Consider the following 20,425-nt stretch of genomic DNA (forward strand, 5'->3'; position numbering starts at 1 on the left):
GGTCAATCGACTGCCGCGAGCCGCTGTTGCTTGTGTGCAATCAGCTGCTGGATATTGCCGAGCGATGACGCGGCAAGGATGGCGAGCCGCAGGATGCCCGAGCGGTGCAATTGTTCGAGCGGCGGGCCGCTGAGCGCCGCGAGCTGCTCGAGGTCGACGACGAGTACGTCGGGTACGGTGTAGCGGCGTTCGTCGCTGACATCGATGGTGAGCGTGACCGGCGCGAGCAGCCCGGCGTCGTCGAGCGCGGCATAGGCGGCGGGCGCGGTGTCCATCCCCTCGTACAGCAGCCGCAGCACGCCGGTGACATGATCGAGATAGGGCGTGTTGCCGCCATGCTCGAGGAACAGCGGAAGACCCGCCGGGTCACTGACGCGCGGATCGTCGAGATCGACCTGCAGCATCGCCTCGCCGACATCGTCCGGTGCGGACCGGGTCATGCCGATCGAGAAGGGACCGCGCCGGTGGCTGGCGGGGACGTAGCGGCTGGTCCAGCGGTCGTCGGTGAGAAAGAGATTCTCGTCGCGGTCGAGCCCCAGCAGCACATAGGCCTGAAGACCTTCGTCGCGGCGGCGGAACACGATCGCGAATTCGCGTTGCAGTTCCTCGAATTCGGCGGGGAAGACCAGCGCCTGATTGGCCGCGTCATTGAATGCAGCGCCGGCGCGTGGGCTGACGCGCAGGTCGGCATGATCGATATTATTGATCTGTACGGGGTTCATCCGCTCCGGTCCCTTTTTGTCCGGGTCTATCAGCCAGGCGGCGTCGGACAACAGGAAAAGGCCGCGGCACGGTGCTGCGGCCCCTCCATTGCCCGATGCGGTGTCCGGCGCGCGCCGAGGCGCACGCCGGCCCGTGCTCAGAAGCGGTAGCGTGCGCCGAGATAGAAGCGCGGCTTCAGTTCCTGCACATAGACCAGATTGGTCTCGGTACGGGCATATTGGCGGAACGGTTCGCTCGTCAGATTGACCGCCTCGAGCGAGATCGAGAAGCTCTGCGCGATGTCGTAGCTGATGCTCGCGTCGAGCGTCCCGAAGGCTGCGGTGAAGAGCGGGTTGCGGTTGCCGCCCTGGTTGGTGCCCGACAGATATTTGTCGCGCCAGTTGTACGAGACACGCGCCGAAAGCCCGTTCTTGTCATAGATGCCGGTCAGGTTCGCGCTGTCGCCGAGGCCGGTCAGTGCGAAGATGTTGACGTTGGGATCGGCATAGGGATCGACGTTCACGTCGCCATTGACCTTGGTGTACGACACCGCAAAGCCGAAGCCGGTCTGACCGAAGAAGTTGGTCCAGGCGACCTCGAACCCGTGGATGTTGCCCTCGCGGTTGTTGACCGGTCCGCTGATCGCGAACTCGAACAGGGGATCGTTGGGATCGGCGACGATGTCGACCGCATTGGCCAGATCGACGACGAACTGCGTCCTCAGGCCACCCGTCGCGGGATCGATATTGTTCTGGAACGCGGCGGATGCGGCCGCCTGGTTCCCGTTATTCTGCGTCAGCAACGCGGTGTAGGAGAACAGGTTGATGTCGCTGAGCGGGAGGCCGTTGGCTTGGAGATAGGCCAGCGCGGTACCCGAGCGCGAACCGGCCGCGCCCGAACCCGGGTCACGCAGCCCGAACAGATTGCCGCTGGTGACCTGGTTGCCGATGAAGTTGCGGACGTCCTTGTTGAAGAAGCCGACCGACACGAAGCTCGTCGGCTTGTAATACCATTCGAGCGACACGTCGAAATTGTCCGAGACCAGCGGCAACAGCGCCGGATCCTGACGCGTTGCGCCCGCAGGGGCCGCACCGAGCGCGGTCGGGCGGTTCGGCGCCCCGGCGCTGACGGAGGCAAAGAGGTTGCCATAGTCGGGACGGGCGAGCGTGCGGCTGAACGAGGCGCGCGCCATGACGTTGTCGATCGGTTCGATGTTGAAATCGAGCGATGGCAACAGATTGTCGTAGCTCGCCTTGACCGTGACGGCGCCGCTGGGCGGCCCGCCATCGACCGCGAAGTCATTGTCCTGCGACCAGCGAATGCCGCTCGGCACCGACTGGATGCCGATCGACTTGACCCGCGTCTTTTCATAGCGGGCGCCGATCAGCGCATTGGCGCGGCGTCCGCCGAGTTCACCGGCCCAGGTGATCTGGCCATAGGCCGCCCAGGTCTTCTCACCGACGGTATCGTCCGAGGACGGGCTCGGCGAGACCGCGTTGCCGCGGGCGGCGTAGAAAGGCTCGAAGACGTCGAGCAGATCGACCGCGTTGGCGCGGAAGGCGACCAGTGACGAGCCTGTCGACTTCGGATCATATTTGTCGAACTTGCAGGTCAGGCAGAAGGTGTCGACGAGATCGCCGGCGAGTTCTGCGACGCGACCGGTATCCGTGATGCCCCAGTCGCCGAGGGTCTGGATCGTGTTGACCGTGGTCGAGCGCATGTTCGCGTCGATATAGTTGCCGCCGACGTTGAACTTGCTGCCCCCGCCCAGGTCCCAGGCGACGTCGCCGCCGAACTGGTTGATCCGGGCTTCCTGGGTCGACGTGATCTTCCGTGCGACCTGGCTACCCAGATCCGCGATGTCGAGCGTGTTGTTGCAGTTGCCGCCGCGACCACCGTTGGTTGCGGTGCAGTCGTTGATCGTCTCGGACTGCTGCGGGAAGCCGGTGGTGAAGTCGACCTTGTGCGAGGAGCGTACCGGCGCACCGATCGAGATCGTCGTCGCCGAGGTTCCGTTCGCGTTATCCGGATTGGTCTTCGACTTGGCATGGTTGGCGTCGAGCGTCAGTCGCAGATTGTCGGTGAAGTCCCACTTCACATTGCCACCGACTGAATAGAGCTCGGTCTTGGTCGCGAAACGCTGCTGCTCGTAACCCTTGTCCGCCTGGATCGACTCGGCGAGGATCACCGCGCTCTGCATCTGCTTGTTGTCGTCGAAGGTGACTTCGGTGAATGGGCGCTGGAACCAGTTGGTCTGCTCGCTGCGCTCTTCGCTCAGCTTGTTCCGGGCATACATGCCGTCGATCGAGATTTCGAACCGGTCGGACGGCTTGAACTGGATGTTGGCCTGGCCGTTCAGACGCTCGCGGCGGTTCTCGGAGAACTGGTACCGGCTGTCGTTCGGTATCTGGACATATTCAGTCGTCGGGCGATTGGTGATCACCGTCGTCGGCCGGATATAGGCGCCCGCCGTGTTGAGGAAATCGGCCAGCGGCACGATGTTCCAGTAATTGGGGTTGGACTGAACCGAAGCGGATTCGCGCAGCTGATAGCTGCCGAACACATTGACGCCGAAGGTTTCGTTCGGGTTCTTGTAGTTGATGAGGCCGGACAGCTCTGGCGTGATCTTGCTCAGATCGCCTTCCGCCTTCTCGACCGAGCTGTCATACAGCCCCTTGGCACCGATCGACCCCGAAAGGCCGCTCTCGCTCGACGACAGCGGTCGGCGGGTGACGACGTTGATCGCCGCACCGATGCCGCCCGACGGGATGTTGGCGCGGCCGGTCTTGTAGACCTCGAGCGTGGCGACACCCTCGGATGCGAGATTCTGGAAATCGAACGAACGACCCGTACCGGTCGCAAACGCGTTGCCGGTGCTCGTGTCGATGCTGGTCGCCGGAAGCTGGCGGCCGTTCAGGGTGACGAGGTTGAAGCCGCCGCTGAAGCCGCGGACGGCAACCTGCGAGCCTTCGCCGTTGGCGCGGCTGATCGAGACGCCGGTGACGCGCTGCAGCGATTCCGCGAGGTTGGTGTCGGGGAACTTGCCGATATCCTCGGCCGAGATGGCGTCGACGACGCCGGCCGAGTTGCGCTTGATGTCGATAGCGCGACCAAGGCTGGCGCGGATGCCGGTGATGACGATCTCGTCCCCGGGGGCCGATTGTGGATCCTGGCTCGCGGTCTGCCCTGCGTCTTGCGCGGTGGATGTTGCCGGAAGCGCTGGCTGCGCGGCAGTCGCAGGCGACCCTGTCTCGGTGCCTGGCGCCATTTGCGCGAAGGTCTGTGCCGGATTCAGCAGGCAAACGGCAACTGTGGCAATCGAACTCGAACGCACGAGTGCATTGAGTATGGACGAACCCCTCATCATTCTCTCCCCCTTTGCGGCATGACCGCAGCCCTTCCGAAACCGCTCTTATTGGCGGTGTGTGATAGGGCTACCATGGGCACGAATACTGTCAACGGTAATCTGTATTCTGTGTCGCGTATTTTAGACACAGTGGCAGTAAAGCCATAGCCGATAAAATAACTTAAATATGATTATTTAATACTTGAGACAGGGAGAGACCTGCCCCGTCATTGGAAAGCGGGGCGGGGCCTGTTCAGGCAGGTTCGGACCAACCGCAGGAACGGGCGAACTGATCACCCGGTCCGGCGGCACAGGCGGGGGACCGGCGCGACCGTCATGCCGGGCGCGTGCTCAGCGCTGCGGCGTGGTGAACAGCGCGAGCGGCACCGCGGCACCCATCGCCCGATAGCCCGCTTCGGACGGGTGAAGATGATCGCCTGAGTCGAACGCCGGCGCGAGACGGTCGGGACGGCGCGGATCACGCATCACCCGGTCGAAGTCGATCACCGCATCGAAGACGCCCGAGTTGCGGATGAAGCTGTTGACCGCCTGGCGATCGGCCTCGAGCGCGGCGTCCGGGTGATAATAGTCATTGCCGCCGAACGGCATCACCGTGCCGCCGATGATCTTGATACCATGTGCATGCGCGCGGTCGGCCAGCTGGCGGAAGCCGGCGGTCAGTTGCGCGACGAGCGCCGCATGGTCTTCGGGCGATGCCGGAGCGTCGCGCGTCAAGACGCCGAGATCGTTCACCCCTTCGAGCAGGATCGCCCAGCCGACGCCGCTGCGCGCGATCACGTCGCGGTCGAACCGGGCAACAAGGTTGGGACCGAGCCCGTCGAGCAATATCCGGTTGCCGCCGATGCCGGCATTGACGACGCCGAGCGGGCGTGTCGCCGGTGCCGCGCGCAGCCGTTCGGCGAGGATGTCGGGCCAGCGGCTGTTGCGTTCCGGGGCGACGCCATAGCCATCGGTGATCGAATCGCCGATCGTGACGATCGTCGTCGGGCGTGCCGCGCTGGTGACCTGGGCGACGCCGGGCCCCGCGACCTCGACATCGGCGAGAGCATACCAGTGTGGCGTCGTGGTCGCGCCTGCGAGAAGCGGGTCGGCGACGTGATTGCCCGCGACCGTGAAGCTGGTGGCCCGCGCACCGGGATGGCCGGTCTGCGGCGTGGCGGGATCGGGCAGATAGAGGCTGACGGCGAGGTCGGCCCCGGGTGCGAACGCGAGCGCGACCGGATCCGAGTAGATCTCCCCACCCGCCGGGATGACGGCGTTCACCTGTCCGGCAAAGCGAAGCGTCGTGCCGCCCGCGATACGCGAGGTGCCGAGAGCGGTCGGCCGGGCAATATGCGCCGCGCCGATCCTGAGCGGCTGGGTGCCGAACGCGTTGGACAGCCGCACGCGGACCTGTGTGCCGCCAGCCGACAGACGGACGACCTGTCGGAGCGTGATCGCGCCGGCGCGGTCGGCCGGCAGCGCATTGTCTCCTGTCGCGATCATCTGCGCAGAGCCCCAGCTCCCGGTCCACCGCTGAGCCGGCGCGGCGCGCTGGGCATCCGCGCCGGTCGCGAGCAATGCTGCCAACAGCCACGCCGTCGGCCTGGCTACCGAAGATCCCACAGTCATCGCTTTCTCCATAAGGCCGCTCATTGCGGGTTGCCCGGGGCAAAGGCGGGGTGCTGCGCCTTGTACCAGTCGAGATCATGCGCGGGCGCAGCAGCGCCGGCCGGCAGCGACCGGCCGTTCACCGACATCCAATAGGCGAGGCTGGCATCGCGCCACCACCGGGCCTCGCGTTCCTGGATACCCAGATAGGTCGCGGTCTTGGCCCAGCGTTCGGCATCGACCTGGCCGCGCAGTCCGTCCCAGCGCTGGCGCATGTCCGCGACATAGCCGACGCCGCGATCATAATCATGGACCATCTCGGCCCAGAGGCTGCGCCCCGATGCCATCGGCCGGTCCCATGACACGTGATGGAACCACAGCAGGTCACGCTCCGGTGTCGTCGCTGGATCGGCCAGACGTCGGGCAAGCTCTGGGGCATATTGCGCGACGGCGTTGCTGCCGGTGCGCGTCCGGTCGAAGCCGATCCCGGCCTTGTCCGCGCGGTGATAATAGACCGGATTCCACTCCGGACGCTTCAGGTCGGCAACCCACGGACCGGGGCCATAATGATGGCCCGTCGCCATGACGTGCGCGAGCCCGAGCGGCGTCATATAGTCGACCACGGCTTCCCGCGAGCCCATCATCATGTCCGTCACCGGCGCGACGATCGCGGGGTTCGGCCCGAAGGTCATCGCCGCCCATTCGCGCGCGACCGGCTGTGCGCCGATCGTCGGATCCCAGGCCATCCGCCCGAACGCGAACCAGTTCGCCTGGTTGAAGGTCGATCCGGCCCAGTCGCGGTCGCGGCCGACATTGGCGACCCCCGCCATGCCGGTCAGCGCGTGGCGATTGATGCCGCCCTCGACGATTTGGGCGACCGTCGCGCGCTTGCCGCCGGCGAAGGTCTCGCTGCCGAGCGTCTCGGCGAAGAGCGGCCCGAGATAGGCGAGGTGCGTCGCAAAGCCGAGATATTCCTTCGTGATCTGAAACTCGAGCATCAGCGGCGTCCTGGGCATTGCCCCGAACAGCGGATGGAACGGCTCGCGCGGCTGGAAGTCGATCGCGCCGTTCTTGACCTGGACGATGACGTTGGCGGCGAACTTGCCGTCGAGCGGCTTGAACTCGGTATAGGCCTGTTTCGCGCGGTCGTCCGGGTCGGTGTCGGCATAGACGAACGCCCGCCACATCACGATGCCGCCATGCGGCGCGACCGCCGCTGCGAGCATGTTCGCGCCGTCGGCGTGGCTGCGGTGATAATCGCGCGGCCCCGGCTGGCCTTCGCTATTGGCCTTGACGAGAAAGCCGCCAAAATCCGGAATCGCGCGGTAGATCTCGTCGCTCTTCGCCTTCCACCAGGCCGCAACCTGGGGGTCGAGCGGGTCTGCCGTCTTCAGCTTGCCGAGCTCGATCGGCGCGGAGAACCGGGCCGACAGATAGACCTTAATGCCATAGGGGCGGAAGACATCGGCGAGCGCGGCCGCCTTGGCGATATAGCTGGCGGACAGGCTGTCGGGCTTGGCGTTGACGTTGTTGAGAACCGTGCCGTTGATGCCGATCGACGCATTGGCGCGCGCATAGTCGGTGTAGCGGGGATCCTTGAAGTCGGGCAGCGTCCACCAGTCCCAGAGCGACTGGCCGGCATAGCCGCGCTCGACCACACCATCGAGATTGTCCCAGTGGTTCAGCACGCGCAGCTTCACCCGCGGTGCCGAGGCGAGCGCGATCCGGTCGATCCGGCCGCCGGTCTGGATGTGGCGCAGCAGCGCGAAGCTGCCGTAGAGCACGCCGCGATCGGTACGCCCCGTCACCAGCGTGACGTCGCGGCCGCCGAGACGCACCTGCCGCACGACATAGCCTTCGTCGCCGAGGTCGTTCAGCGGCAGGCCGAGGCGGCCGACGTCTCCGTCGGCCGAGGTCGCCAGCAGGATCGGATGTGGGCTCGGACCCATGGCAAAAGCGTGCCCGGTCAGCCCCGCGAGACCGCGGCGAAGCTCGTCCGCGGCGGCGCGCAACGTTGCCGACTGGCCGCGCATTTCGACCGATTCGGCGTCCCGGTCGAGCGCCGTCGCCGCCTCTTTCGCCAAGGGGCGGTAACGCATCCAGAGGTCGTAGCCGTCCTCTGCCTGCGCCCCGGTCGTACTTGCCATCGCAACCGCGACCGCCACGCAAAGCCAACGCACTCGCATCATTCTTTCCTCTCCCGGCACAGCCTCCCGCATTGACAACGGGTCTGCTTGTCGAACATGTTATCGCTATCACGATGACGGCATCGACAGCAATGCCGCGTTTGACGACAGGAGACGATGGGTGAGCGGCACGAGTTTCAGGACAATCGCGACCAGTCGCCGCGGCATGCTCCGCTGGCTGGGTTCGGCGTCGCTCGCGACTTTGACGTCCGGTCTGGCCCCCGGACTGGCAAGCGCTGCAAAGGACTCGCTCGTCTACCGGGATCCCCGCGCGCCCGTCGACCTGCGGGTCCGCGATCTCATGGCGCGGATGACGCTCGACGAGAAAGTCGCGCAGTTGATCACGCTGTCGACGACGAAGCGGCAGGTGATGGACGACGCGCTGCGCTTCGACCCGACGCGTGCCGATACGGCCTATCCCAACGGCATCGGCCAGATTGCGCGGCCGTCCGACCGGGGCGGGGCCGCCACCGCGGCCAACACGGCGGCCGCCGTGACCGGCCGCTGGCGTGCGCCGGCGGATACGATCGCGTTCGTCAACGCGGCGCAGCGCTGGGCGACGACCCGCACGCGGCTGGGCATTCCGATCCTGTTCCACGAGGAGGCGCTGCACGGTTTCATGGCGCCGGAGGCGACCAGCTTCCCGCAGGCGATCGCGCTGGCGGGATCGTTCGATCGCGACCTCGTCCGCCGGGTCAACGCGGTGATCGCGCGCGAGGTGCGGGCGCACGGCACGGTGCTGGCGCTGTCGCCGGTCGTCGACATCGCCCGCGACCCGCGCTGGGGCCGGATCGAGGAGACGTTCGGCGAGGACCCCTATCTGTGCGGGGAAATGGGCGTCGCGGCGGTGATCGGTCTGCAGGGCGAGGGCAAGACGCTGGCACCCAGCAAGGTGTTCGCGACGCTCAAGCACATGACCGGGCACGGCCAGCCCGAAAGCGGCGAGAATGTCGCCCCCGCACCGATCGCCGAACGCGAACTGCGCGAGAATTTCTTCCCGCCGTTTCGCGCGGTCGTCGCGCGGACCGGGATCGGCGCGGTGATGCCGTCGTATAACGAGATCGACGGTGTCCCGAGCCATGCCAATCGCTGGCTGCTGAACGACGTGCTGCGCGGCGAATGGGGCTTCGACGGCGCGATCGTCAGCGATTATGCGGCGATCGGCGAACTCGCATCGCTCCACCACATCGCCGCGGACAAGGCTGAAGCGGCGCGCCTCGCACTGGCGGCAGGCGTCGATTCGGACCTGCCGGACGGCGAGGCCTATCGCTCGCTCGCCGATCAGGTCCGCGCCGGCCGAGTGGCGATCGAGGCGGTCGATGCCGCGTGCCGGCGGATGCTGACGCTGAAGATGCGGTCGGGGATGTTCGAACAGGCGATCGTCGATCCGCAGGCGGCGGCGCGGATGACCGGCAATGCGGAGGCGCGCGCGCTGGCGCTCGAGGCGGCGCGGCGATCGATCGCGCTGCTCGTGAACGACGGCGTCCTGCCGCTCAGCCCGGGGGCGCACAAGCGCGTCGCGGTCATCGGTCCGAACGCAGCGGTCGCGCGGCTCGGTGGCTATTCGTCGATCCCCAAGGCGACGGTGTCGCTGCTCGAGGGGGTTCGCGCGCGCTTGAAGGGCAAGGCCGAAGTCGTGCACGCGCAGGGCGTCTTCATCACGCAGAGCGAGGACCGCTCCGCCAACGAAGTGCTGCTGGCCGATCCTGCGCGCAACCGAGACCTGATCGTCGAGGCGGTAACCGTCGCCAACACCGCGGACGTCATCCTGCTCGCGGTCGGCGACACCGAGCAGACGAGCCGGGAGGGCTATGCCAAGACGCATCTCGGCGATCGCACCAGTCTCGACCTGCTCGGCGAGCAGAATGCGCTGTTCGCCGCGATGAAGGCGACGGGGAAGCCTGTGATCGTGGTCGCGATCAACGGCCGCCCGCCATCCTGGCCGAGCGTGACGGCGCAGGCCAACGCGGTGCTCGAATGCTGGTATGTCGGGCAGGAGGGGGGCACCGCGATCGCGGAGGCGCTGTTCGGGGACATCAATCCGGGTGCGAAGCTTCCGGTGACGGTCGCGCGGTCGACGGGGCAGCTGCCGGTCTTCTACGACGCCAAGCCCTCGGCGCGCCGCGGCTATCTGTTCGACACGACCGCGCCGCTGTTCCCGTTCGGCTTCGGGCTCAGCTACACCAAGTTCGAGATCGGTGCGCCGCGCCTGTCGTCCGCGAAGATCGGGATCGCCGGTAGTGTCACGGTCTCGGTCGACGTCGCCAATGTCGGTGCGCGCGCGGGCGACGAGGTGGTCCAGCTCTATGTGCGCGATCAGGTGTCGTCCGTCGCGCGGCCGATCCTCGAGCTCAAGGGCTTCGAACGCGTGACGCTGGCCCCCGGCGAGCGCCGGACGGTCCAGTTCACGCTCGGCCCGGACGCGTTCCGGTTCTTCGACATCGCGATGCGCGAGGTGGTCGAGCCGGGTCTGTTCGACATTTCCGTTGGTGCCGACTCGACGCGCCTCAAGACCGTTATTCTCGAAATCGCCTGAAGGATCGTCATGCCCAGGATCGTCAATGCCCGCGTCATCGTGACATGCCCCGGGCGCAACTTCGTGACCCTCAAGATCGAGTGCGACGACGGCACCACCGGGCTCGGCGACGCGACGCTCAACGGTCGCGAACTCAGCGTCGCGAGCTATCTGACCGATCATGTCGTGCCATGCCTGATCGGTCGCGACGCGCACCGGATCGAGGACGTTTGGCAATTTCTCTACAAGGGTGCCTATTGGCGGCGTGGCCCGGTGACGATGGCGGCGATCGCCGCGGTCGACACGGCCCTGTGGGACATCAAGGGCAAGCTGGCGGGGATGCCCGTCTATCAGCTGCTCGGCGGCGCCGCGCGCGACGCGTGCATGGTCTATGCCCACGCCAATGGCACGACGATCGACGACACGATCGCGGTCGCGAAAGCCGAGCAGGCCAAGGGCTATAAGGCGATCCGGCTGCAATGCGGCGTGCCCGGGCTCGCCTCGACCTATGGCGTCGCGAAGCACGGCGCACGCTACGAACCCGCCGATGCGGATCTGCCAAGCGAGAGCGTGTGGTCGACCGAGAAATACCTCCGCGTCGTCCCCGAGCTGTTCAAGGCGGCGCGCGAGGCGATGGGCTGGGACGTCCATCTGCTCCACGATATCCATCACCGGCTCACCCCGATCGAGGCGGCGCGTCTCGGCAAGGCACTTGAACCCTATAACCTGTTCTGGATGGAGGACCCGACGCCTGCCGAGAACCAGGAGGCGTTCAAGTTGATCCGTCACCACACGACGACGCCGATCGCGGTGGGGGAGGTGTTCAATTCGATCTGGGATGCCAAGGACCTGATCGAGCACCAGCTGATCGACTATATCCGCGCCACCGTCGTGCATGCGGGCGGTATCACGCATCTGCGCCGGATCGCCGCGCTCGCCGACCTCTATCATATCCGGACCGGGTGCCACGGCGCGACCGACCTTTCTCCCGTGGCGATGGCCGCCGCGCTGCACTTCGGGCTCTCCGTCCCCAATTTCGGGATCCAGGAGCATATGCCGCACACGGACGAGACCGACGCGGTCTTTCCCCATGCCTATCGCTTCGATGCGGGCATGATGCATCCGGGGGAGGCGCCGGGCCTCGGCGTCGATATCGACGAGGCGCTGGCCAAAACCCATGAGTATCGGCGCGCCTATCTTCCGGTCGCGCGGCTGGAAGACGGCACGCTGTGCAACTGGTGAGCGCCGACGGAACGAGCCCCGCCGAGGTCGAGAAACCGCGGGGCCGGGTCCGGTGGATCGTCTGCGCGCTGCTGTTCGCGGCGGTGGTGCTGAGCTATGTCGACCGGCTCGTCTTGCCGACGCTGAAGCCCGATCTGCAGCAACGCTATGGCTGGAGCGAGACGGGCTATGCTGACCTCGCCATCTGGTTTCAGGCGGCCTACGGGCTGAGCTATCTCGTCTTCGGCCGGCTCATCGACCGGCTCGGCGCGCGGATCGGGTACGCGCTCGCTGTGGCGCTGTGGACGCTCGGCCATGTCGGCCATGTCTTCTTCACCTCGACCAGCGGGATGATCCTTGCGCGGATTCCGCTCGCGCTCGGCGAGGCCGGGACCTTCCCCGCCGCGATCGCCGCGACCAACGAATGGTTTCCGCGGCGCGAGCGGGCGCTCGCGATCGGCATCTTCAACGCAGGGTCGAATGTCGGCGCGATCCTCACGCCGTTGCTGGTCCCGATCATCGCGGTGACGATGGGCTGGCGCTGGGCATTCATCCTGACCGGGCTGCTCACGATCGTCTGGCTGATCGTCTGGCTCGGCTTCTACCGCCGCCCCCGCGAGCATCCCCGGGTCACGGCCGAGGAGCTCGCCTATATCGAGAGCGAGCCGGTCGAACCCGGTCGGCCCGTCGCGTGGCGGACGCTGCTGCGGCAACGCCAGACCTGGGCCTATATCCTCGGGCGGTTCCTCATCGACCCGGTGTGGTGGACGTTCCTGTTCTGGCTGCCGGACTTCTTCAACCGGCAATATGGCGTGACGATGCTCGCCTTCGGCCCGCCGCTGATCGCGGTCTATCTGCTCGCCGATGTCGGGTCGGTCGCGAGCGGCTGGTTCTCGTCGCGGCTGATCGGACGCGGCTACAGCGTCAATCGCGCACGCAAGACCGCGATGTTCGCCTGCGCCTTGTGTGCGGTGCCGATCGCGTTCGCGACCCAGGTGCCGAGCATGTGGTGGGCGGTGCTGATGATCGGCGTGGCCTGTGCCGGGCATCAGGGGTTCTCGGCCAATCTCTATGCGCTGCCGGGCGACCTGCTGCCGCGCTGGGCGACGGGGTCGGTGGTGGGGCTGGGGGGCCTTTCGGGCGCGATCGGAGGCATGCTGATGGCGAAGTTCGCGGGTCGCATCCTCGAGACTGTCGGCAGCTATCAACTGATCTTCATCGTTGCGGCGTGTGCCTATCTCGTCGCGCTCGCCGTCATCCATCTCGTCGTGCCGCACTATGCGCCGGTGGCCCCGGACCGCTTGGGGTGATGCCGGCGGCGCGTGCTTCGCGGCACGTCCCGGCCGGCTATTCGTGCGGCTCGTGGCTAGCCTCGATCATCACCTGCGCGACCAGACCATAGGCGTCTTGCCAGGCTCGGTCGGTATCAGGATCGAAGTCCGCACCGGCGAACTGCGCGACGACATGGCGCAACGCGTCGCCGATAATGGCGTAGTGATGATCCTTGGCGCCATACGCGACATGGCGTCGGCCCAGCGCCCTCAGTTCAGGACGCATCGCCTCGAACGCGGTCAGCCCGGTGACGATCTTGGCGAGCGTCTGCATGAAGAGCCGGCCCTGGACTGTGCGGTCGTTCGTGAACAGCGCGCGCGATTCCGGGGCGAGCGCGAAGAGTCGGTCGTAGAAGATCGTCGAGGCTTCGTCCGCCGCGAACAGGATATGGACGAAGCTGTCGCGGACGAGATCGATCTGCCGCGGTGTCACCGGACGAGGTTCACCAGGAGGCCGGTCGACCGGGGTGACCCGGAGATGGAGCGTCCGGTACACGGCTCGCCCGACGGCAATCGTGGCGATATGGCATACATGCCTGTGACCTGTCGCATTCCGGCTCTCCCGACCCGCACGATTATGTACCGGTTTCAACAGCTTCACGATCGAGCGTCAATCCGCCATGTTGCATGTGTGTTACAATCGGCACGAACCTCAAATCGTCGTACGGCGATCCCGTTGCGGCGGGAGTTTCGCCACAAGGGGGCGCGCCGAGCTTGACTGTTCGGCAGGTAAAGGTAGCGCTATCGGATTGACTTGGAGGAGAGAAGCTTTGGATCGCGTACCGGCACGGCCGTTTCGTTCGCGCGACTGGTTCGCCGACCCCGCCCGCTCGGACATGACGGCGCTCTATCTCGAACGCTTCATGAACTACGGGCTCACCCCCGCCGAGCTGCGCTGCGGCAAGCCGATCATCGGGATCGCGCAGACCGGCAGCGACCTGTCGCCCTGCAACCGCATCCATGTCGAGCTCGCCAAGCGGACGCGCGACGGGATCATCGCCGCGGGCGGGATCCCGATGGAATTCCCAACGATCCCGATCTTCGAGAATTGCCGTCGCCCGACCGCGGCGCTCGACCGCAACCTCGCCTATATGACGCTGGTCGAGACGCTGTACGGCTATCCGATCGATGCGGTCGTGCTGACCACGGGATGCGACAAGACGACCCCCGCGGGGATCATGGCGGTGTCGACCGTCGACATTCCCGCGATCGTCCTGTCGGGCGGGCCGATGCTCGACGGATGGCATGATGGCGAACTCGTCGGCTCGGGCACCGTGATCTGGCGCAGCCGGCGCAAGCTGGCCGCGGGCGAGATCGACGAGGAGGAGTTCCTGGCCCGCGCCACCGACAGCGCGCCATCGGCCGGACATTGCAACACGATGGGGACGGCCTCGACGATGAACGCCGTCGCCGAGGCGCTCGGCATGTCGCTGACCGGGTGCGCCGCGATCCCCGCGCCGTACCGCGAACGCGGCCAGATGGCGTTCGAGACCGGACGCCGGATCGTCGACATGGCCTATGAGGATCTTCGCCCGTCGAAGATCCTGACGCGCGAAGCCTTTCTGAACGCGATCCGCGTCGTCAGCGCGATCGGTGGGTCGAGCAACGCGCAGCCGCACATCATGGCGATGGCGCAGCATGCCGGGGTCGCGCTCGACATGAGTGACTGGTCGACGCACGGCTATGACGTGCCGCTGATCGTCAACATGCAGCCGGCGGGCAAGTATCTCGGCGAGCGCTTCCACCGCGCGGGCGGGGTGCCTGCGGTGATGCACGAGCTGGCCGAGTCGGGGCTGCTCGACACGAGCTGCCTGACGATCACCGGGCAGAGCCTGGGCGACAATCTGACGGGTCGGGTGACGCGGGACCGCGAGATGATCCGCACGCTCGACGCGCCGCTGATGGAGCATGCCGGGTTCCTGGTGCTCAAGGGCAATCTGTTCGATCATGCGATCATGAAGACGTCGGTGATCTCCGACTCCTTCCGCGCGCGCTATCTCTCGACGCCGGGGGCGGAGAACCGGTTCGAGGCCCGCGCGGTCGTGTTCGACGGGTCGGACGATTATCACCACCGCATCAACGACCCCGCGCTGGGGATCGACGAGCGGTGCATCCTGGTGATCCGCGGATCCGGTCCGATCGGCTGGCCCGGATCGGCCGAGGTGGTCAACATGCAGCCGCCAGACGCCCTGATCCAGCAGGGGATCCTGACGTTGCCGACGCTGGGCGACGGACGCCAGTCGGGCACGTCGGACAGCCCGTCGATCCTTAACGTGTCGCCCGAAAGCGCGGTCGGTGGCGGACTCGCTTGGCTGCGTGACGGGGATATGATCCGGATCGATCTGGTCGCGGGGACCTGCGACGCGCTGGTCGATGCAGACGAGATCGCCCGTCGCAAGACCGAGCCTGCGCCGCCGATCCCGCCGAGCAACTCGCCCTGGGAGGAACTGTACCGTGAAAAGACGGGGCAGCTGGCGCAGGGCGGGGTGCTGGACTTTGCGGTGAAGTATCGCGGGATTGCCGCGAAGACGCCGCGGCACAATCACTAGGCGCCGAGCGCGCCACCGATAGGCCGAAATGGGGCGGGCGGGAGGAACACCTCCCGCCCGCCCTTTTTCATGGTCCGGCTCAGCCGGTCATGTCTTCGAGTTCGCGACCCCGGGTCTCGGTGACCGCGGCGCGGACGAAGAAGAACGAGACGAGCGCGGCGATCGCATAGCCGAGATAGGTGAAGGCCAGCCCCGGCGAGAGGACGAGCGACGGGAAGCTGACCGAGATCAGCGCGTTTGCGATCCACTGCGCGAACCCCGCGACGGCGAGGGCCGAGCCGCGGATCTGCGTCGGGAACATCTCGCCCAGCATCACCCACATCACCGGCCCCCAACTGACGTTGAAGAAGATCACGTAGAGATTGGCGGCGACGAGGGCGATCAGCCCCGTATTGCCGGGCAGCGTGACGCCGACGCCCGAGGCGGCGGGCACGGCGTTCGAGAAGGCCCAGGCAACGATACCGAGCGTGACCGTCATGCCGGCCGACCCGACCAGCAGCAGCGGCTTGCGCCCGATCCGGTCGATCAACGCGATCGTCAGGAGGCAGGCACCGATCGACAGGACGCCCGACAGGATGTTGATCTGGAGCGCATTGTCCTCGGTGAAGCCGACCGCTTCCCAAAGCGTCGCGCCGTAATAGAACACGACATTGATGCCGACGAGTTGCTGGAACACCGCGAGGCCGATACCCGCCCAGAGGATCGGACGGATCTTGCCGGTGGTCTTGTCGACCAGATCGGACAGCCGCGGCTTGTGGTGATCGACCGCGAGCGAAGAGCGGATCTCGGCCACCTTGCGGCGGGCCTCGGCCGCGCCGAACAGACGGGTCAGCACCACTTCGGCGCGGGCGTCATGGCCCTTCACGACGAGGTAGCGCGGGCTTTCCGGGATGAAGAACAGCGCGACGAAATAGATCGTGGCGGGGATCACCTGAAGCCAGAACATCCAGCGCCAGGCCTGATACCCAAGCCAGAACTCGGCGGTCGAGCCGCCGGCGAACCGGGCGAGCGCGAAATTCGCGACGAACGCGCCGGTCAGGCCCGAGATGATCATCACCTGCTGGATGCTGGTCAGTCGTCCGCGGATATTGGCCGGTGCGACTTCCGAGATATAGACCGGCGAGGTCACGCTGGCGGCGCCGACGCCGAACCCGCCGATGATCCGCGCGATGATGAACAGCAACGACGAGTTCGCCGCCCCCGCTGCGAGCGCACTGACGATGAACAGGATTGCGGCCAGCATCATCGTGTTGCGACGGCCGATCACGTCGGATAGGCGGCCCGCCGCGAATGCGCCGACTGACGATCCGACCAGGATCGCGCCGACATTGATGCCGATGCCCAGTCTGCCGAGGTCGAACGCCGCCTCGATCCCCTTTTGCGTGCCGTTGATCACGCCCGAATCATATCCGAACATGAAGCCCCCGATCGTCGCCACCGCGACGATGAGGGCGATCAGCGCGCTGTTGACGCCCCCCGTATCGGTGGGTGAGCCCGTGGCCCTGGCTGTAGCCGTGCCGTTCATTAGTGACGTCCTTCCTGATGATGCACGCTCTGTTGGCGTGTTCAAGGTCTAGAGATTAAAGGTCCAAGCTGACCGGCATGACGGGAATGCCGCCAATGTCGGTCCGGAACGTGAAGATGTCGCCCGCGAGCGGTTGCGAGGCGAGGCGCTCGGCTGACAGTCCCTGTCGCGCGGTCGTCGCAAAGGCGGTGCGACCATCGTCCCCGCCCAGCGCGATCTTGGTGACGTTCGAGACGGGAAAGCGCACTTCGTCGGTCATCGTGCCATCGGGGGCGAACCGTCGTGCCGCCCAGCCGCCGTAGAATCCGACCCAAACGCCACCGCCGGCGTCGCATATCGCGCCGTCGGGATAACCCTTGCTCGCGTCGAACTTGAGGAACGGGCGACCCTCGCCGATCGTGCCGTCGAGACCGATCGGATGCGCGGCGATCGACAGGCCCAGCGTATCGACCAGATAGGCGGTGCGCCCGTCGGGCGAGATGGCAGGGCCGTTGGTGATGACGACGGGCGGCACGGCGGTCCTGCTGACGGCGCCGCGGTGCCACTGATAGATATGGCCGGTCGGGTGGACTTCCCTGTTGTCCATCGACCCGAACCAGATCCTGCCGGCGGGATCGACCGCGGCGTCGTTGAGGCGGTTGTCGGGCAGCTCCGCCTCGATGCCGTTCATCAGCGTGAAACTGCCGTCGCGCGGATCGAAGCGGTGAAGGCCCTTGGCGAGCCCGGCGACCCACAGGCCGTCCTGTGCGGGCAGGATCCAGCCGACATGCGATGGCGCGTCGAAACGATCCAGCGCATGCGACGCGGGATCATATCGATAGACGCAGGGCGCCTTGATATCGACGAACCACAGCGCCTTGTCGCGCGCCGACCAGACCGGTCCTTCACCGAGCTCGGCGCCGACCGAGTGGAGCAGGCGAGCTTCGCTATCCATGGCTCAGCGCCAGCCCGCGTCGATGAAATAATCGTGCCCGGTGCACATCCGCGCATCGTCCGATGCGAGGAACAGCACGAGTGCTGCGACGTCGATCGGCTGGATCCGGCCGTCGAGGCACTGGGCGGCGACGATCTCCGCCTCCCCTTCGGGCGTGTACCATTTCTCCTGGCGCGGCGTCTGGACATTGCCCGGGACGATCGTGTTGACGCGGATGCCGTCGCGGCCGAGGTCGCGCGCGAGGCCGCGCGTCAGACCCTCGATCGCTGCCTTGCACGTCTGGTACAGGACCAGATCGGGCAGCGCGAGATGCCAGCTGATCGACCCGAAGTTGAGGATCGTGCCGCCGCCGGCGCGCTTCATCGCAGGGACGACGGCCTGGGCTGCAAAGAACTGGTGTCGCAGATTGACGTTCAGCCGCTCGTCCCAATAAGCGGGCGTGACCTCGTCGACGCCGTGCCGGTCGTCATTGCCCGCATTGTTGATCAGGATGTCGATCCCGCCGAGCGCCTGCTCGAGCGCGCCGAACACCGTCTTCAGCTGATCGATGTCGGTCAGGTCGCAGCGATGATAGATCGGCGCATGGGCCGCATCGACCGCGAGGCGCTCGAGCAGTGCCTGGCTGGGTTCGTCGGCGACGTCGACGAACGCGACGCGCGCACCCTGGGCGACGAACGCCTCGACCAGACCTGCGCCGATGCCCGATCCTCCACCGGTCACGAGGACCCGCTTGCCGGCGAGACTGGGATAGATGGCGCGGCCTTCACCGGCGCTGGTCTGCTGCAACACGGGAGTCTCCGTCTGATCGTAGGTCATGCGTCGAGAAGTTTGCGACGCGCGAGATTGGCCATCAGTCCGCCGATGCCCAGCGTCCATGCGGGCGCATCGCGCGAGGTCGTGACACGGTTGACGAGCGCGCCAAGCTTCGGGTTCGAGATGGTGACGACGTCGCCCATCTTGTGCGTGAAGCCGCGGCCGGGTTCGTCGCGGTCCTTGGTCGGGGCGAACAGCGTGCCGAGGAACAGGACGAAGCCGTCCGGGTAATGATGCTCGCTCATCGCCTGCGTGACGAGATCGGTCGGGTCGCGGCTGATCTCGCGCATCGAGCTATGCCCGTCGAGCACATAGCCGTCCTCGCCCTCGATCTTGAGCGTCACGTCGCTCGCGCGGACGTCGTCGAGCGAGAAGCCGTCGTCGAACAGGCGGATGAACGGCCCGATCGAGCAGGACGCGTTATTGTCCTTGGCCTTGCTCAGCAGCAGCGCGGAACGGCCCTCGAAATCGCGCAGGTTGACGTCGTTGCCGAGCGTCGCGCCGACGATCGCGCCGTCTGCATCGACCAGCAGCACGACTTCTGGTTCGGGGTTGTTCCATGTCGAATCGGACCGGATCCCGATCGGGCCACCCCAGCCGACGGTCGAGAGCGTCGGGCTCTTGGTGAAGATCTCCGCATCGGGGCCGATCGCGACCTCGAGATACTGCGACCACATCCCGTCCTCGATCAGCGCCGCCTTGAGCGCCGCCGCCTCGGCGGAGCCCGGCACGACCGAACGGACGCTGACGCCGATCCGGGCCTCGAGCCGGCCACGCACTTCGACCGCCTTGGAGGCATCGCCCCGCGCACGCTCCTCGATGACGCGCTCGATCGCGGACACCGCGAACGTCACGCCGGCGGCTTTGACGCATTGCAGGTCGATCGGGCTCAGCAGGCGCGCAGGCGCATCGACCGCCGCGGACAGGTCGAGCGATTCGAGGGTGCCGAGCGACTGCCCGGCTGCCGTGTCGAACGTGCCGCCCGCGACGAGCGCGGACACGGTCGGTGCGACACGGGACATGTCGAAGACTTCACCGCGGCTTACCAATATCGGCGTGGGGCCGTCGCCGAGATTAACCCGGCCAAGCAGCAGCGCGTTGCGCCAGTCCGCAGGCAACGCCGACAGGACCGGCGCGGCGATATGCGACATCAATTTCCCTCTCCACTCATGTTACCGCTATCGTATAGGCCATTGCCCGGTCGTCAAGAGACGCGGACGAGATTGATCGTACAATAGGCTGCCCCGCTTCGGGACGCGCGTCGCGCCGTGGCCAGCGAGCGACGGACTTGTCCCGTTGAGACGCGATCGCGCTTGCCATTCGCGGGCCCGTGCCTACCGTGAGCATATGGAAAATATCGCATCGCCGCTCGATCTGCTCACCTCGCTCAAGATCGCCTTTGTCGAGCGTGACGAGGCCGCAGACGCCTTTGACGTGTTCAAGCAGGACGCGATCATGGCGCATGAACCGTCGCCCGCCGACGCACCGGCGATCAGCAGCGACGACGCCGCCGATGCTGCGGCGGGTGAGGTCGATGCGTTCGACGCGGAGGTCCGGGGCCTGCTGGCCGCGGCGTCGGATGCCGATGTAATTGCCGCCTATCGCGCGACGGAAGGCGAGGTCGGCGACCCCGCCGCCGAAGCGCTGCTCGGCGAGGTCCGGCGGCGTCAACTGACCGCCTGAGCCGCTACG

At 66.5% G+C, this 20,425-nt stretch carries 14 protein-coding genes; 5 read left to right on the forward strand and 9 right to left on the reverse strand.

What is annotated here, in order from left to right; genetic code table 11:
* Positions 1-2: 2 nt before the first annotated feature.
* The 4 genes from IFT87_RS12975 to IFT87_RS12990 form a co-directional block, all read right to left on the reverse strand.
* A complete protein-coding gene (locus tag IFT87_RS12975; protein WP_192008753.1) occupies positions 3-722 on the reverse strand; it encodes a SapC family protein in 720 nt (239 codons plus the stop codon).
* Between the two features lie 137 nt (positions 723-859).
* Entirely contained in the window at positions 860-3,970 is a 3,111-nt protein-coding gene (locus IFT87_RS12980) for a TonB-dependent receptor (protein WP_042467328.1), read from the reverse strand.
* Positions 3,971-4,399: 429 nt separating this feature from the next.
* Positions 4,400-5,680: an SGNH/GDSL hydrolase family protein gene (locus IFT87_RS12985; protein ID WP_052148990.1), complete on the reverse strand. Its 1,281-nt coding sequence runs from the start codon at positions 5,678-5,680 to the stop codon at positions 4,400-4,402.
* A 20-nt stretch (positions 5,681-5,700) separates the two neighbouring features.
* Entirely contained in the window at positions 5,701-7,845 is a 2,145-nt protein-coding gene (locus IFT87_RS12990) for an alpha-glucuronidase family glycosyl hydrolase (RefSeq protein WP_426290651.1), read from the reverse strand.
* Positions 7,846-8,011: 166 nt separating this feature from the next.
* Here IFT87_RS12990 and IFT87_RS12995 point away from each other — a divergent pair, with 166 nt between their 5' ends.
* The 3 genes from IFT87_RS12995 to IFT87_RS13005 are packed head-to-tail and all read left to right on the forward strand — an operon-like array spanning position 8,012 to position 12,891.
* Positions 8,012-10,381 carry a glycoside hydrolase family 3 N-terminal domain-containing protein gene (locus tag IFT87_RS12995; RefSeq protein WP_192008853.1) on the forward strand — a complete coding sequence of 790 codons (2,370 nt, stop codon included), beginning with the start codon at positions 8,012-8,014 and terminating at the stop codon, positions 10,379-10,381.
* A gap of 9 nt (positions 10,382-10,390) precedes the next feature.
* Positions 10,391-11,602, forward strand: a complete 1,212-nt coding sequence (gene manD, locus IFT87_RS13000; protein ID WP_192008757.1) for a D-mannonate dehydratase ManD — start codon at positions 10,391-10,393, stop codon at positions 11,600-11,602.
* Positions 11,599-12,891 carry an MFS transporter gene (locus IFT87_RS13005; protein ID WP_037529597.1) on the forward strand — a complete coding sequence of 431 codons (1,293 nt, stop codon included), beginning with the start codon at positions 11,599-11,601 and terminating at the stop codon, positions 12,889-12,891. The genes manD and IFT87_RS13005 overlap by 4 nt, the downstream gene beginning before the upstream one ends.
* 37 nt (positions 12,892-12,928) lie before the next feature.
* Here the strand turns inward: IFT87_RS13005 and IFT87_RS13010 are convergent, their stop codons facing one another.
* A complete protein-coding gene (locus tag IFT87_RS13010; RefSeq protein WP_037529582.1) occupies positions 12,929-13,345 on the reverse strand; it encodes a globin domain-containing protein in 417 nt (138 codons plus the stop codon).
* A 337-nt stretch (positions 13,346-13,682) separates the two neighbouring features.
* Between IFT87_RS13010 and IFT87_RS13015 the strand changes: the two genes are divergently transcribed.
* On the forward strand, positions 13,683-15,461 hold the full coding sequence (locus IFT87_RS13015; protein WP_056407987.1) for an IlvD/Edd family dehydratase: 1,779 nt from the start codon (positions 13,683-13,685) through the stop codon (positions 15,459-15,461).
* A gap of 79 nt (positions 15,462-15,540) precedes the next feature.
* On the opposite strand, the gene IFT87_RS13020 is transcribed toward IFT87_RS13015, so the two are convergent.
* Genes IFT87_RS13020 through IFT87_RS13035 form a run of 4 tightly spaced genes read right to left on the reverse strand, consistent with a single transcriptional unit; the run spans position 15,541 to position 19,884 of the window.
* Positions 15,541-16,986 (reverse strand): sugar porter family MFS transporter, encoded by a 1,446-nt coding sequence (locus IFT87_RS13020; RefSeq protein WP_042467329.1) that lies wholly within the window; start codon positions 16,984-16,986, stop codon positions 15,541-15,543.
* A 55-nt stretch (positions 16,987-17,041) separates the two neighbouring features.
* A complete protein-coding gene (locus IFT87_RS13025; RefSeq protein WP_037529585.1) occupies positions 17,042-17,920 on the reverse strand; it encodes an SMP-30/gluconolactonase/LRE family protein in 879 nt (292 codons plus the stop codon).
* 3 nt (positions 17,921-17,923) lie between these two features.
* Positions 17,924-18,736 carry an SDR family NAD(P)-dependent oxidoreductase gene (locus tag IFT87_RS13030; protein WP_052149092.1) on the reverse strand — a complete coding sequence of 271 codons (813 nt, stop codon included), beginning with the start codon at positions 18,734-18,736 and terminating at the stop codon, positions 17,924-17,926.
* The gene (locus IFT87_RS13035) at positions 18,733-19,884 is read right to left on the reverse strand and encodes a fumarylacetoacetate hydrolase family protein (protein ID WP_192008759.1); all 1,152 of its coding nucleotides are present in this window, start codon (positions 19,882-19,884) and stop codon (positions 18,733-18,735) included. Before IFT87_RS13035 ends, IFT87_RS13030 begins: the two co-directional genes overlap by 4 nt.
* A gap of 196 nt (positions 19,885-20,080) precedes the next feature.
* Between IFT87_RS13035 and IFT87_RS13040 the strand changes: the two genes are divergently transcribed.
* Positions 20,081-20,416 (forward strand): hypothetical protein, encoded by a 336-nt coding sequence (locus IFT87_RS13040; protein ID WP_192008761.1) that lies wholly within the window; start codon positions 20,081-20,083, stop codon positions 20,414-20,416.
* Positions 20,417-20,425 lie beyond the last annotated feature (9 nt).

The sequence above is a fragment of the Sphingomonas sp. CFBP 8765 genome (genome assembly GCF_014841445.1).
Classification (GTDB): domain Bacteria; phylum Pseudomonadota; class Alphaproteobacteria; order Sphingomonadales; family Sphingomonadaceae; genus Sphingomonas; species Sphingomonas aerolata.